This window comes from Roseateles sp. P5_E4, from assembly GCF_054049255.1.
Genome location: NZ_JBFUMS010000007.1, coordinates 62235 through 76061, shown reverse-complemented (window position 1 = coordinate 76061; position 13827 = coordinate 62235). Strand labels below are relative to the sequence as shown.

The 13827-nt window shown below is 66.0% G+C and carries 13 protein-coding genes; 5 read left to right on the top strand and 8 right to left on the bottom strand.

Translation table 11 applies throughout. The features are described 5' to 3' along the window. Window positions 1–11 precede the first annotated feature (11 nt). Window positions 12–392: a VOC family protein gene (locus tag ACXJLH_RS14925; protein ID WP_457444904.1), complete on the top strand. Its 381-nt coding sequence runs from the start codon at window positions 12–14 to the stop codon at window positions 390–392. Here ACXJLH_RS14925 and ACXJLH_RS14920 read toward each other — a convergent pair. The 6 genes from ACXJLH_RS14920 to ACXJLH_RS14895 form a co-directional block, all read right to left on the bottom strand. After that, window positions 389–730 (bottom strand): hypothetical protein, encoded by a 342-nt coding sequence (locus ACXJLH_RS14920; RefSeq protein ID WP_056190960.1) that lies wholly within the window; start codon window positions 728–730, stop codon window positions 389–391. The two genes, ACXJLH_RS14925 and ACXJLH_RS14920, sit on opposite strands and share 4 nt — an antisense overlap. An 18-nt stretch (window positions 731–748) precedes the next feature. Then, window positions 749–2293, bottom strand: a complete 1545-nt coding sequence (locus ACXJLH_RS14915) for a SpoVR family protein (RefSeq protein ID WP_457389013.1) — start codon at window positions 2291–2293, stop codon at window positions 749–751. 139 nt (window positions 2294–2432) lie between these two features. After that, window positions 2433–3713: a YeaH/YhbH family protein gene (locus ACXJLH_RS14910; RefSeq protein ID WP_056190957.1), complete on the bottom strand. Its 1281-nt coding sequence runs from the start codon at window positions 3711–3713 to the stop codon at window positions 2433–2435. A 107-nt stretch (window positions 3714–3820) separates the two neighbouring features. Beyond that, entirely contained in the window at window positions 3821–5743 is a 1923-nt protein-coding gene (locus ACXJLH_RS14905; RefSeq protein WP_056192487.1) for a PrkA family serine protein kinase, read from the bottom strand. A 473-nt stretch (window positions 5744–6216) separates the two neighbouring features. After that, window positions 6217–7110, bottom strand: coding sequence for a ParB/RepB/Spo0J family partition protein (locus ACXJLH_RS14900; protein ID WP_457321550.1), 894 nt, complete (start codon window positions 7108–7110; stop codon window positions 6217–6219). Between the two features lie 15 nt (window positions 7111–7125). Then, window positions 7126–7665 (bottom strand): RBBP9/YdeN family alpha/beta hydrolase, encoded by a 540-nt coding sequence (locus ACXJLH_RS14895; protein ID WP_056190953.1) that lies wholly within the window; start codon window positions 7663–7665, stop codon window positions 7126–7128. 51 nt (window positions 7666–7716) lie between these two features. On the opposite strand from ACXJLH_RS14895, the gene argC reads away from it, so the two are divergent. From argC to ACXJLH_RS14875, 4 genes are all read left to right on the top strand, one after another. After that, window positions 7717–8664: an N-acetyl-gamma-glutamyl-phosphate reductase gene (gene argC, locus ACXJLH_RS14890; RefSeq protein ID WP_457321546.1), complete on the top strand. Its 948-nt coding sequence runs from the start codon at window positions 7717–7719 to the stop codon at window positions 8662–8664. Window positions 8665–8812: 148 nt separating this feature from the next. Further along, on the top strand, window positions 8813–11107 hold the full coding sequence (locus ACXJLH_RS14885) for a hypothetical protein (protein WP_457444902.1): 2295 nt from the start codon (window positions 8813–8815) through the stop codon (window positions 11105–11107). Beyond that, a complete protein-coding gene (locus ACXJLH_RS14880) occupies window positions 11104–12396 on the top strand; it encodes an esterase/lipase family protein (protein WP_457353277.1) in 1293 nt (430 codons plus the stop codon). The genes ACXJLH_RS14885 and ACXJLH_RS14880 overlap by 4 nt, the downstream gene beginning before the upstream one ends. A 72-nt stretch (window positions 12397–12468) precedes the next feature. Beyond that, window positions 12469–12600: a hypothetical protein gene (locus ACXJLH_RS14875; protein ID WP_457444901.1), complete on the top strand. Its 132-nt coding sequence runs from the start codon at window positions 12469–12471 to the stop codon at window positions 12598–12600. A gap of 21 nt (window positions 12601–12621) precedes the next feature. Here the strand turns inward: ACXJLH_RS14875 and ACXJLH_RS14870 are convergent, their stop codons facing one another. Together ACXJLH_RS14870 and ACXJLH_RS14865 are read right to left on the bottom strand one after the other, a co-directional pair. After that, window positions 12622–13245 (bottom strand): PAS domain-containing protein, encoded by a 624-nt coding sequence (locus ACXJLH_RS14870; protein WP_457444899.1) that lies wholly within the window; start codon window positions 13243–13245, stop codon window positions 12622–12624. Window positions 13246–13339: 94 nt separating this feature from the next. After that, window positions 13340–13825: a heme-binding protein gene (locus ACXJLH_RS14865; protein ID WP_457444897.1), complete on the bottom strand. Its 486-nt coding sequence runs from the start codon at window positions 13823–13825 to the stop codon at window positions 13340–13342. Window positions 13826–13827: the final 2 nt, after the last annotated feature.

Below are 13827 nucleotides of genomic sequence, written 5' to 3'. Positions count from 1 at the left end.
GGGGAGACCGCATGGCCACGCTCGACCACCTGATCCTCAAGGTCAACGACTTGGACGCCAGCGTGCGCTTCTACGTCGACGTGATGGGCTTCACCGATGCCGGCCGCGACGGTCCCTTCACTGTCATCAAGGCTGGGCCGGACTGCCAGCTGCAGCTCGCCCCCTGGGGCACGCCGGGCTTCGAGCACTACGCCTTTGCAGTGACCCGCGCCGAGTTCGAGACCATCTTCGAGCGCATCAAGGCGGCGGGCCTGGGCTATGGGCCGACCTTTGATTCCGTGGGTACGAACACGGGGCCGGGCAGCGAGGTGGGTGCGCGTGGGCCGGGGCCGACGCTCTATTTCAACGACCCTAACAAGCACCTGATCGAGATCAGGACCTACGAAGGTTAGCGCTTGCTTTTCGGCGGCACGAGGGGCGCGCCGCGCTGGCCGGTGGTGAGATCCCACTGGTAGACCTCGCGCGTTGCCCTGTCGACGGCGTAATGGCCCAGCAGATGGCTGGCGTCCTTGGGCTCCTTGGGGCCGTCGAAGCGCAGCGTGAAGACGAAGTCGGCGTCGGTGGGGTGGCGCTTGCAGCGGTAGTCGCCGCGCTTGTTGGGGCCGGCCAGATGCAGGGCACGGGCGGTGCCGATCAGCTTGAGGCAGGCCTGGCGCTCGGTCAGGCCGGCGGCATGGGCGGGCCAGGCCGCGGTGGCGACAAGGGCAGCAGACAGGAGCAGCCGGAACATGCCGGCGAGTATCAGCCCTCAGCCCACCTGAGCCGGCACGCTCCAGCGCTTGGTCACGTCGCCGCGCGTGTTGACGCTTTCCAGCTGCACGCCAAAGCCCCAGAGGCGGCCGACATGCTTGAGCACCTCCTGGGCGCTGTCGTGCAACGGGCGGTTCAGGTGCTGCACGTGGCGCAGCGTCAGCGAGCGGTCGCCGCGCAGGTTGACGTTCCAGACCTGGATGTTGGGCTCGCGGGTGGACAGGTCGTACTGGCGCGCCAGCGCCTGGCGCACGTGGCGGTAGCCGCCTTCGTCGTGGATGGCGGAGATCTCGTACTCGCTCTTGGCCTCGTCGTCGATGATGGAGAAGAGGCGGAAGTCGCGCATGATCTTCGGGCTCAGGTACTGGCCGATGAAGCTCTCGTCCTTGAAGTTGCGCATCGCGTGGTCGAGCGTGGGCAGCCAGTCACTGCCGGCGATGTCGGGGAACCAGTCGCGGTCTTCATCCGTCGGGTTCTCGCAGATGCGCTTGATGTCGGTGTACATCGCGAAGCCCAACGCATACGGGTTGAGGTTGGCGTTGGGATGCTGGTAGACGACGTTGGTGTGGGACTTGAGCCACTCGATCATCATGCCGTCGCTCAAGTAGCCGTCGTCGTACATCTGGTTGAGCAGGCGGTGGTGCCAGAAGGTGGCCCAGCCTTCGTTCATCACTTGCGTCTGGCGCTGCGGGTAGAAGTACTGCGCGATCTTGCGCACGATGCGAACGACCTCGCGCTGCCAGGGGTCCAGCAGCGGCGCGTTCTTCTCGATGAAGTACAGCAGGTTCTCCTGCGGCTCGTCGGGGAAGCGGCGGCTCTCGGCGGCTTCGTCGGGGCGGTCGGCCTTCTTGGGCAGGGTGCGCCACAGGTCGTTGATCTGCGACTGCGCGTGCTGCTCGCGGTCCTTCAGCCGCGCGCGCTCTTCGGCGAGCGACAGCTTGGCCGGGCGGCGGTAGCGGTCCACGCCGTGGTTCATCAGCGCGTGGCAGGAGTCGAGCAGGGTTTCGACGGCATCGACGCCGTAGCGCTCCTCGCAATCGGCGACGTAGTTCTTGGCGTAGACGAGGTAGTCGATGATGGACGAGGCGTCCGTCCACATGCGGAACAGGTAGTTCCCTTTGAAGAAGCTGTTGTGGCCGTAGCAGGCGTGGGCGATGACCAGGGCCTGCATGGCCAGCGTGTTCTCCTCCATCAGGTAGGCGATGCAGGGGTCGGAGTTGATGACGATCTCGTAGGCCAGGCCCATCTGGCCGCGCTTGTAGTTGCGCTCGGTGCTGATGAACTCCTTGCCGTAGCTCCAGTGCCGGTAGTTGACCGGCATGCCGACGGAGGCATAGGCGTCCATCATCTGCTCGGCGGTGATGACCTCGAGCTGGTTGGCATAGGTGTCCAGGCCGAAGCGCTCGGCGGTGTTCTTGATGACGGTGTGGTACTCGTCGATGAGATCGAAGCTCCAGTCATTGGGCGAGGGCAGGGGCTGGCTGGGGCGCTGGGCGACCGGCTTCATGCGCCGCAGCGGCAGGTGCTGGCGGCGGTCGGGCATGCCGGCCGGCGGGTTGGCCGGGCGCTCGTGGTGACGGCGGTCCTCTTTACTGCTCATGTCAGCCCCTCGTCCAACGAGTACGTCGGCCGATCCCCCGAGGGGATGTGGCCCGGCTTGGGAGCGGCCCGGCGCTCGGTCCTCATGTGGAGGCCCCTTCCTTCTTGAACAGCTCACGGAAGACGGGGTAGATCTGCGAGGCCTCGACGGCCTTGCGCATGGCGAAGTGGCGGGCGTCCTCGCTGAGCTTCTGGTATTCCTCCCAGAGGTTCTGTTCGGGTTCGGCCACCTGCACATAGGCGAAATAGCGGCACAGCGGCAGGATCTTGTCGGCCAGCAGCTCGCGGCAGCGGCCGCTGTCGTGATGCCAGTTGTCGCCGTCGCTGGCCTGGGCGCCGTAGATGTTCCACTCGGTCGGCGAGTAGCGCTCCTTGATGATCTGCTCCATCAGCACCAGGGCGCTGGAGACCACGGTGCCGCCGGTCTCTGTCGCGTGGAAGAAGTTCTGCTCGTCGACTTCCTGCGCCTGCGTGTGGTGGCGGATGAAGACGACGTCGATCTTTTCGTAGTGCCGTGTCAGGAAGAGATAGAGCAGGATGAAGAAGCGCTTGGCCAGGTCCTTGCGGCCTTCGTCCATGGAGCCGGACACGTCCATCAGGCAGAACATGACGGCGCGCGTCGTCGGCACCGGGATGCGCACGCGGGCACGGAAGCGCAGGTCGATGGGGTCGAGGAAGGGGATGGCCTTGAGGCGCTCGCGCAGATGCTGGATGCGCTCACGGGTTTCGAGCAGCAGTCGCGGCGTTTCGGGGCGGTCTTCCTTCAGCAGCTCCTGCTCGCGGGCTTCGAGCTCATGCAGTTCGCGGCGCTTGTCCATGCCCAGCGCGATGCGCCGGCCCAGGGCGCCGCGCATCGAGCGTACGACGTGCAGATTGGTGGGCGTGCCGTCAGACACGAAGCCGGCGCGCTGGCTGCGCCACTCGGGCGTGTCGGCCAGCGTCGTGCGGGCGAGATTGGGCAGGGCCAGGTCCTCGAAGAAGACCTGCATGAACTCTTCCTTGCTGAGGTGGAAGACGAAGTCGTCCTCACCCTCGCCAGTGTCGCTGGCCTCGCCGCCTCCGCCGCCACCGCCCTGCCCGCCCTTGGGCTTGGCGATGCGGTCGCCTTTTACGTACTCCTGGTTGCCCGGCCGCACGACTTCGCGCACGCCGCCGTCGCCATGGCCGAAGACGGGCTCGCTCAGGTCCTTCTTGGGGATGTGCACATCCTCGCCGCGCTCCATGTCGCGGATGCCGCGGCCATCGACGGCGCGCTTCACCGCTTCGCGGATCTGCTCCTTGTGGCGGCGCAGGAATCGCTCACGGTTGCCGATGGACTTGTTCTTGCCCGACAGCCGGCGATCAATGATTTGCTGGAGCGACATTCAATCAATCCAAACAACGCCACAGAGGCACAGAGACACAGAGAACACATGGGGCAGGAAACGCATTCCTCTGTGTCTCTGTGGCTGTGTTCCTTGGGCGTACGAGATCAAGAACTCTTGCGGACCCGCAAGTACCACTCGCACAACAGCCTGACCTGCTTGGCCGTGTAGCCCTTGTCCACCATGCGCTGCACGAAGTTCTCGTGCTTCTTGGCGTCCTCGGCGCTGGCCTTGGCGTTGAAGCTGATGACAGGCAGCAACTCCTCGGTGTTGGAGAACATCTTCTTCTCGATGACGGTGCGCAGCTTCTCGTAGCTCGTCCACAGCGGGTTCTTGCCCGCGTTGTTGGCGCGCGCACGCAGCACGAAGTTGACGATCTCGTTGCGGAAGTCCTTGGGATTGGAGATACCGGCCGGCTTCTCGATCTTCTCGAGCTCGGCGTTCAGCGACGCGCGGTCGAACACTTCTCCGGTGTCGGTGTCGCGGTACTCCTGGTCCTGGATCCAGTAGTCGGCATAGGTCACGTAGCGGTCGAAGATGTTCTGGCCGTACTCGCTGTAGCTCTCCAGATAGGCGGTCTGGATTTCCTTGCCGATGAACTCGGCATAGCGCGGCGACAGCTGTTCCTTGATGTAGCTGACGTATTTCTCTTCCAGCTCCTTGGGGAACTGCTCGCGCTCGATCTGCTGCTCCAGCACATACATCAGGTGCACCGGGTTGGCCGCCACCTCGGCCGAGTCGAAGTTGAAGACCTTGGACAGGATCTTGTAGGCGAAGCGCGTGCTGATGCCGCTCATGCCTTCGTCAACGCCGGCGTAATCGCGGTACTCCTGGTAGCTCTTGGCGCGCGGGTCGGTGTCCTTGAGGTTCTCGCCGTCGTAGATCTGCATCTTGGAATACAGCGACGAGTTCTCCGGCTCCTTCAGGCGTGTGAGCACGGCGAACTGGCTCATCATCTTCAGCGTGCCCGGTGCGCACTTGGCCTCGGACAGCGACGAGCCGCGGATCAGCTTCTCGTAGATCTTGACCTCCTCGCTGACGCGCAGGCAGTAGGGCACCTTGACGATGTAGACGCGGTCGAGGAAGGCCTCGTTGTTCTTGTTGTTGCGGAAGGTCTTCCACTCGCTCTCGTTGCTGTGCGCCAGCACGATGCCGTCGAAGGGGATGGCGCCGAAGCCCTCGGTGCCCTTGTAGTTGCTTTCCTGCGTGGCGGTCAGCAGCGGGTGCAGCACCTTGATGGGCGCCTTGAACATTTCGACGAATTCGAGCAGGCCCTGGTTGGCCAGGCACAGGCCGCCGCTGTAGCTGTAGGCGTCGGGGTCATCCTGGGCATAGGTTTCGAGCTTGCGGATGTCGACCTTGCCGACCAGCGAGCTGATGTCCTGGTTGTTCTCGTCGCCCGGCTCGGTCTTGGCCACGCCGAGCTGCTTGAGCACGCTGGGGAAGCGCTTGACGACCTTGAACTTGCGGATGTCGCCGCCGAACTCGTCCAGGCGCTTGACGGCCCATGGGCTGAGGACGCGGTTCAGGTAGCGGCGCGGGATGCCGTAGTCGCGCTCCAGCAGCGGGCCGTCCTCGATGAGGTCGAAGAGGCCGAGGGGCGACTCATTCACCGGCGAGCCGGCCAGCGCGTAGAAGGGCACGTGCTCCATCAGCTGCTTGAGCCGCTCGGCGATGGAACTCTTGCCGCCGCCGACGGGCCCGAGCAGGTAGAGGATCTGCTTCTTCTCTTCCAGCCCTTGCGCGGCATGGCGGAAATAGGAGACGACTTGTTCTATGGCCTCTTCCAGGCCGTAGAACTCGGCGAAGGCCGGGTAGATCTTGATGGTCTTGTTGGCGAACAGGCGCGACAGCCGCTGGTCGTTGCGCGTGTCGAGCATCTGCGGCTCGCCGATGGCCTGCAGCATGCGCTCGGCAGCCGTGGCGTAGGCCAGTGGGTTTTTCTTGCACTCTGCGAGGTAGTCCTCCAGCGAGAGCTCCTCGACCTTGCTGCGCTCGAAGCGCGCTGCGAAATGGCTGATGACGTCCATGCCGACCTCCTGCGGTTTGAACTCCACAGGGCCGCAGGCACGATCCGTGCCCGAGGGACTGGGGGGTTCTGATCGCGCCTCAACTGCAAGGCGTCATCAGAACTCTCCACTCGCTTGATCAGCAGCTTGGCGCCGCCGACCGCTCGTCAATCTCAAGAATAAGCCGCTATCTGCCCATCAACACGACCACCAACAAACCAACGCAGTTTTCCGTTGACAGGGTGCCGGGCCAGCATACGCCCGCAGTTTGGGCAAGACCTGGCACTTTTCGGGCAAACCACACGAACCCGGGGGGCTTGTGGCGGGCCGCAGACAAAGCTGTCGGTGAAGAACTGTAGCGAGAGTGGCGCGCGTCACGGATGCATCACCATCCTTGTTGGACCACGCGGGCATCGTTACTGCGCACCTAGTGTTGAGCGCCTGCCGGCAGCGTCTTGTCAGACGCCGCCGCATTGCATCGCAGCCTGCGTTGCTCAGGCGCCGCGCAGCTTGTCGAGGATGCCGGACAGGGCGTCGAGCGAGTCGAAATGGATGGCCAGTTCGCCGCTCTGAGCACCACGCTTCGTTGCCTTCTTCACGCGCACCTCGACGGTCGCGCCCAAAGCGTCGGCCAGCTCTTCTTCCAGCCGCAGCACGTCGCGGCTCTTGTCGCTCTTCACGCGCAGCAGCGGCGCCTGGCGGCCGGCGCCCTGGTGCCTGGCGACCAGCTTTTCGGCCTCACGCACACTGAGCTTCTTGGCCGCGATCTCGCTGGCCGTCGTGATCTGCGTGGCGCCATCCAGCGGCAGCAGCGCGCGGGCGTGGCCCATGTCGAGGTCGCCGGCCATCAGCATGTTCTGCACCGGGGCGGAAAGGTTCAACAGCCGCAGCAGATTGCTGGCCGCACTGCGCGAACGGCCGACCGCCTGGGCCGCCTGCTCATGTGTCAGGCCGAACTCGTCGGTGAGTCGTTTCAGGCCCTGCGCTTCCTCGAGCGGGTTGAGGTCTTCGCGCTGGATGTTCTCGATCAGCGCCATCGCGGCGGCCGATTCGTCGGGCACCGCCTTGACGAGCACCGGCACCTCGCGCAGGCCGGCAAGTTTTGCCGCACGGAAGCGCCGCTCGCCGGCAATGATCTCGTAGGTCGCGCTCCCGTTCGGTGAGATCGGGCGCACGAGGATCGGTTGCATGATCCCTTGCGCCTTGATCGATTCGGCCAGCTCGTACAGCGAGCCCTCGTCCATGCGCGTGCGCGGCTGGTATTTACCGGCCTGCAGCTGTTCGAGCTTCAGCGTGGAGGGCAAGTCGGTGGCGGGCGCTTCGCTGACCTTGGGGCCGAGCAGGGCCTCCAGGCCGAGGCCGAGGCCTTTGGGTTTCTTCGTGACCATGCGCCAGATTGTCCTTCAGCGCTTCGCGAGGCTTTCCAGCAGTTCCCGTCCCTCGGGCCAGTCGCCCAGGCCCGATTCGGCGTTCAGATGACCCCGCGGCCCGGCGATGACGACACTGCTGCCCCAGTCGGCCGCCATCTGCGTGCTGCGCTCGGCGGCGCCAAAGGGGTCGTCGCTGCTGATGACGGTGATGCTGGGGAAGGGCAGGCGCGGGCGGCGGATGGGTCGCCAGTTGTGGAGCTGGGGCGGCATGTCCGCGCGCTCGGTGTCCGGCGGGGCGACGAGCAGCGCGCCTTTCACGCGGCCGACGTGCTGGGAATGCTCGGCCCAGGCGGTGACGAGCTGGCAGCCCAGGGAATGGGCGACCAGCAGGGCCGGCGCGTCGTCCTGCAGCAGCACCTCGTCCAGCCGCGCCATCCAGTCGCCGCGGCGGGGCCAGTCCCAGTCGTGCTGCTCGACGCGCTCGTCGCCATGCAGCCGCTCCCAGCGGCTTTGCCAGTGGTCCGGGCCCGAGTTTTGCCAGCCCGGGAGAAGCAGTACACGCTCAGATTTCATGGTTTGCCCTTATCCTGCACAGTTCGATTTTCAGCGGTTGGAGCAGCGGCAATGACGTTCAAGGTGTTTGTGGATGGCCAGGAAGGCACCACGGGTTTGCGGATTCACGAGTACCTCGCGGCCCGCAGCGACATCGAGGTGCTGAAGATAGCCGCCGACAAGCGCAAGGACCCGGCCGAGCGTTCGCGTTTGCTGAACGCCGCCGACGTGGCCTTCCTGTGCCTGCCCGACGCAGCTTCGCGCGAGGCCGCCTTCATGGTCAACAACGACCGTACCTGCCTCATCGACGCCAGCACGGCCCACCGCACGGCGCCCGGCTGGGCCTTCGGCCTGCCGGAGCTGGCCAGGGGCCAGCGTGGCGCCATCCAGGCCAGCAAGCGCATCTCCAACCCGGGCTGCCATTCCAGCGCCTTCATCCTGTTGGTGCGCCCGCTGGTGGATGCCGGCCTGTTGTCCAAGGACGCCGCCATCAGCGCCACGTCCATCACCGGCTACTCGGGCGGCGGCAAGAGCATGATTGCCGAGTACGAGCAGCAGCCCTTGCCGGCCCATCTGCAGGCGCCGCGGCCCTATGGCCTGGGTCTCAAGCACAAGCATTTGCCGGAGATGGCTGCCCACACGGGGCTGGCGACGCCGCCGGTCTTCCAGCCCATCGTCAGCAGCTTCTACAAGGGCCTGGCCGTCAGCGTGCCGCTGCACCTGAGCCAGCTCAAGGCCGGCACGACGCCTGAGCAGGTCCATGCCGCGCTGGCCGCACACTACCAGGGCGAGCGTTTCATCAACGTGAAGCCGCTGCGCGACGCGGCCGCGCTGGATGCCGGCTTCTTCGACGTGCAGGCCTGCAACGACACCAATCGCGTCGACCTCTTCGTATTCGCCTCCGACACCCAGGTGCTGCTGATGAGCCGCCTGGACAACCTCGGCAAGGGCGCCAGCGGCGCGGCCGTGCAGAGCATGAACGTCCACCTGGGTCTGGAAGAGAGCCTCGGGCTGGTCTGAACCAGAAATCAGGGCGCTGAGGCGCAGCCTGGCGACATAGGATGACGCCTCTCTCAAGCAAACGACGGGCCGCTCCCGAGTTTGCTTGACCCCCTTGGGGGGCCTGTCGCGTAGTGACAGGTCTGGGGGCTCTATGTTGGGAGGCGTGATGTCGAAGACTGCAGGCACTGATCCTGTTCTGGCCCGGATCTCTTTGGTCATTCCGGGCCGCACGATCGCCTTGGGCGGCCAGCCCGAGGAGGGCGTGCCCGTGTGCCGGCTCGACACCGAAGCCATGCGCTGGACCTATGTGCTGCGGGCACGCGAACGCTGGCTCAGTTCGAGTGACGCCAGCAACAGCCGTGAGGAGCAGGCCAACCGCACGCTGAAGGGCTTTGGCCTGAAGGACGCCGACCTGGAGGCGCTTGCCCGCGCGCCGCGCGTCGTCGTGCGCATGCCTTACGCGTCGGAACGCGAGGGCTGGCAGGGCCGCATCTTTCCCTGGGAATATCTGCTGGCCAAGGCCACGCGGCGTTATCGCAATGTGGACAACCACCGCGTCACCGTGATGCGTGAAGTGGTGCCCAAGGCCCCGGCCCGGTGGAAAAAGCCCGGGCAGCGCAGCCTGCTCTATGTGCAGAGCGCACCTGGCGGCTTGCGGCAGACATGGGATTTCAGCGCGGAAACCAAGCGGCTCAAACGCGCGCTGGGCGACATCCAGCTGATGGAGTTGAAAGACCCGAGCTGGCAACAGCTGCACGACGTCGTGAAGGCGCACAAGCCCGACCTCATCCATCTGAGTGGCTTCGACAATCTGGCCGGCCTGAAGGCCTTGCGCGACCTGGTGCCGGACGGCGAAGTGGTGGAGGCCGAATTCGGCCCGATGCAGCTGGACGACGTGCTGGCCAAGGAGGCCAGCGTGCCCGACGGCATGCTGCTGGCCGGCGAGAGTGGCGGCGCGGCCATCGTCGGTGCGCAGCGGCTGGCCGAGGCGCTGGGGGCGGGGGGCGAGCACTGCGCCTATTTCGTCTCCCTCAGCCTCGAAAACTCGGCGGCGCGCACGGCGGCCCTCATCGTGGCCGAGCGCGCGGCCCTGTCGGCCGTGGGCTTCCAGGACGCGGTCGAGGACCAGCTGGCGGACTTCTTCTTCGAGCTGGTCTACGGCCAGCTCGACCAGGCCGTGTGGAACCTGCCGCTGGCCTTCGAGAGCGCCTGGTTGCGCGCGCGCAAGGAGCCCAGAGCCACGCGCGCCACCGGCGTCACGCTGTGGATGGGCGCGCCGCTGAACGAGGCTGCGTTCACGCTGGGCGAACCCGCCGCGGCTGAACTGCGCGACGCCGACACGCCGCCGCGCCTGCTGGCCAAGCCCGAGAAGGAGCTCAACTACGCGGTACTGCACAACAACGGGCGCCTGTTCAGCGAGATCGTCGTGGAGCGGGGCAACGCCGGGCCCGAGGACGGCTTGAGCGTCGACGTGGAGCTGCAGCTCGGGCCCGAACAGGCGCGCTGGCGCAAGCGCTTCGTGGCCGGCGAGACGCGCTTTGACCTGAGCAACGAGGTGCATGTGCCGCTGACCGCGGCGCTGATGCGTTCGCTGCAGGAAGCGGTCAACAGCACCTTGATGGTCCAGCTCAGCCACAACGACAAGGTGCTGACGCGTGACAGCCATCGCCTGCGCCTGCTGCCGGTGGACCAGTGGCGCGACAACGACAAGGACGGCCAGTGGCTGCCCTCCTTCGTGCTGCCGCGCGATCCGGCCGTCGTCAGCGCGGTGGAACTGGCGCAGCGCTATGTGCGCATCCTGCGCGACAACCCCAGCGCCGGTTTCGAGGGCTATCAGGCCGCGCCGAGCACCGACGAAGAACAGCTGCGCGAGGTCGATCTGCAGGTGCAGGCGATCTGGGCCGCCCTGCTGCATGAGTGGCGGCTCGGCTACATCAACCCGCCGCCGTCGTACAGCGGCAAACTCGATTCGCAGCGCCTGCGCACGCCCAGCACCATCCTCGGCGCGCGGGCCGGCACCTGCATCGACCTGGCCCTGCTGTTTGCCGCCTGCCTGGAGCTGATCGACGTCTACCCGGTCATCTTCCTGCTCAACGGTCATGCGCTGCCGGGCTATTGGCGGCACAACAGCTTCCAGGCCGACTATCTGGCGGTCAGCGGCGATGGCGCGCATGGCGCCATGGCCGGCGCCGCGGATCGCAACTCCTCCGCCAGCCTGCAGCGCTATGCCTGGCAGGCGATCGGCAATGCACCCTACCGCGAGGTCAGGCAGTTGATCCGCGCGCGGCGCCTGGTGCCGATCGAGACGGTGAGGCTGACCGAGCACTGCGGTTTCGTGGAGGCGGTGGAGGCGGGCATCGATGCGCTGTCCGAAGCGGAGGACTTCCATTCGGTGCTGGACGTCGTGACGGCGCGCATGAACGGCATCACGCCCTTGCCCATCGTGGAGGAGAGGCCATGAGCAGTAACAAGCTTTGGGCCGACGTGAGCGCCCGGCTGGTGCTCGAAGAGGAGGCGACCGCCGTCAGCACCCTGCCCATCGGCCAGCGCCGCCGGCGCGCCGCGGCGCGCGATGCCGATGGCCGCGCCAAGGTCGAGCTGGTGCGTGACGAGGACGGCCTGCTGCGCTGGGTCTATTCGCCGCCGACCACGCCAGGCGGCACGGGGCGGCGCTCCTACCGGTCGATTCGCGTGGCGCCCGACGACGTCGTGCAGAGCTTTCGCTTCAACGACTTCGGGGCCAATGCGGTCACGGACAAGCTGATCGCGGCGGATGACTGGCTGACGCCCGACAAGGGCATGCAGCGCTGGCAGGACGGCCATCTGGTGAACGACGTCCAGCCCAAGATCGACAAGGGCCGTGTGCTGCTGCTGGTGCATGGCACCTTCAGCAAGTCGCAGATGTGGTTCGACGAGCTGCAGGCCACCGACGCCGGCAAGAAGCTGCTCGCCGGCTGGCAGCAGAAGTACAGCGCCATCCTGGCGTTTGGCCACGCCACCCTGTCCGTGGCGGCCTGGTCCAACGCCCTCGATCTGCACAGTGCCCTGCAGGACGTCAGCGCGCCCATCGACGTGGTCTGCCACAGCCGGGGCGGCCTGGTCGTGGGCTGGCTGATGCGGCTGCGCGCCGTGCCGGTGGAGCGGGTGATCTTCGTGGCGTCGCCGCTGGTGGGCACCAGCCTGGCCGCGCCGGACAAGCTGCGTGCGGCCCTCGACATGATCGCCAGCTACGCCGATGCCGTGTCGACGCTCAGCAAGCATGCGACGGGCATCGTGCCCTTTGCCGAGGGCGTTTCGCTGCTGGCCAAGATCTTCGGCAAGGTGCTGCACCTGGGCAGCACCACGCCCATCGTCGACGCGGCGGTGGGCTTGGTGCCGGGCCTCGCGACGCAGCAGCTGGTCAAGAACAACAACGATGTGCGGCAATTGTTTGCCGCGCCCTGGCTCAGCAGCCCCCAGATGTCCGGCATCGGCGCGTCTTTCCAGCCCGACGAGAGCGCTCAGCCGATCTGGAAGTTCTGGCGGCGCTTCAGCCACATCGGCGACCAGGTCAAGTACGGTGCGGCCGACATGGTGTTCCCCGGCCCCAACGACCTGGTGGTGGACGTGGACTCGATGTTTCGCCTGGGCGAGGGCGGCAACATCACTTTCGAAGCCCTCGGCGTGGGCCCGACCACACATCACACCAACTACTTCCGCGATGAGCGAGTGATCGGTTATCTGGGCGATCAGTTGTCGATTCAGAACTGAGGGGTTTCGCGGTCCGCCTTCCAACGCGAAGAGTGCGTTCGTCGTCGCGATGAGGGTGACGCACGCCGATGGGTGCCTGATTGCGGCGCCGACCTGATCTTCGACCAGCCCAACGATCTCGTCGTCGACAGCGCGACGACGCATCACTGCAGCTACTTCCAGGACTTGCGCGTGCTCAGCTGGCTGGATGCTCGCTTGCGCTGAGCGGCCTTGCCAGGCGCGTCTCTACACAGTGCGCAGGCTCTCAAGTTGCGCCATGGATGCCTGCAGCAGGTCTTCAACCATGCCGAGCACCCGATCCCGCTCAAGCGCGAGCGCAGCGCGCTCTGCATCGGCGCTGTCGATACCTGACCGGTCGACGCTCAGCAGCAGGTGAAACGGCAGCACCAGCGGCAAACCCTCCATCAAGCCGCGGTGGCCGTCTGCCAACCCGCCCTGGGGCGTGAATGGGCGTTCGGTCAGGTCAATCATGGTCCCGACCATGCGCACCGCCCGGCCCTCGGCGTTGCGCTCGATGACCCGGCCGCGCGAGTGGACGACGCGATACCCCGAGCCATTGCTGCGCAGGCGGAATCTGGCCTCATAGCTGGGCTGGCTGCCCCGGGCGTGCGCGCTCATGGCTGCAAGCATGCCTTCAAGGTCGGCAGGATGGACCCTGCAGCGCCAGAAGTGGGTGCTATCGGCGCTGTACGGTTCGGGATAACCGAGCTGCTGTTTCCACTGGGGTGAATGGTGAACGGTCTCAAGGTCAAGGCGGAGGTCCCACACGCCAAGCTCACCTGCCTCAATGGCCTGTCGCCAATGAATTTCAGCCGGTGGTCGCTGCATGTCCATGGACGGGATTGTCATGTCGCGATTCGGCGCAATCCGGCTTCGAGCCCGGTCGGAAAGGGCGAATGCAGTGAATCCCAACGCTAACAGCAACTTGCGAGGCTGTTGCTCCCTACCGGCTGTTCCAAAGCGCCAGTCCACCTGCCGCAAGCGCATGGTCTTCCCACCCGTCGAGGCCCGAAACGATCAAGGTCCCCACTCGGCCCTTGCCGTGCACCGCCAGGGGCAAGGCGCCGCCTTCGGCCTGGAAGAGGGTGGGGTCGAGGCCGGATTCCGCATGGAAATTGGCCTGGCGTTCGAGGAACTCCAGCCGAACCCGCCATGAACTGTGGCCGAACCGGCGAACGACGTTCTTCTTCTTGGTGATCCAGTCCGCGTTGCCTGCGCCCGTGCCATCCATGAAATAGACGAACAGAGGATGCTCGTCGGTCTCCAGGTGAATGGCCACGGGCCGGGCCGCAAACCACTGCTGCGCCAGCGCGAGGATGGATTGCCCGATTCCCATGGCGTCAGCCGCGGTCAGGCGCTCGAGCACGAGTGCTGCTTCCTGGGCCGCACACTGGGCGGCGGTCTGCGGAGCTTTCAAGCGGGAGTCCATGC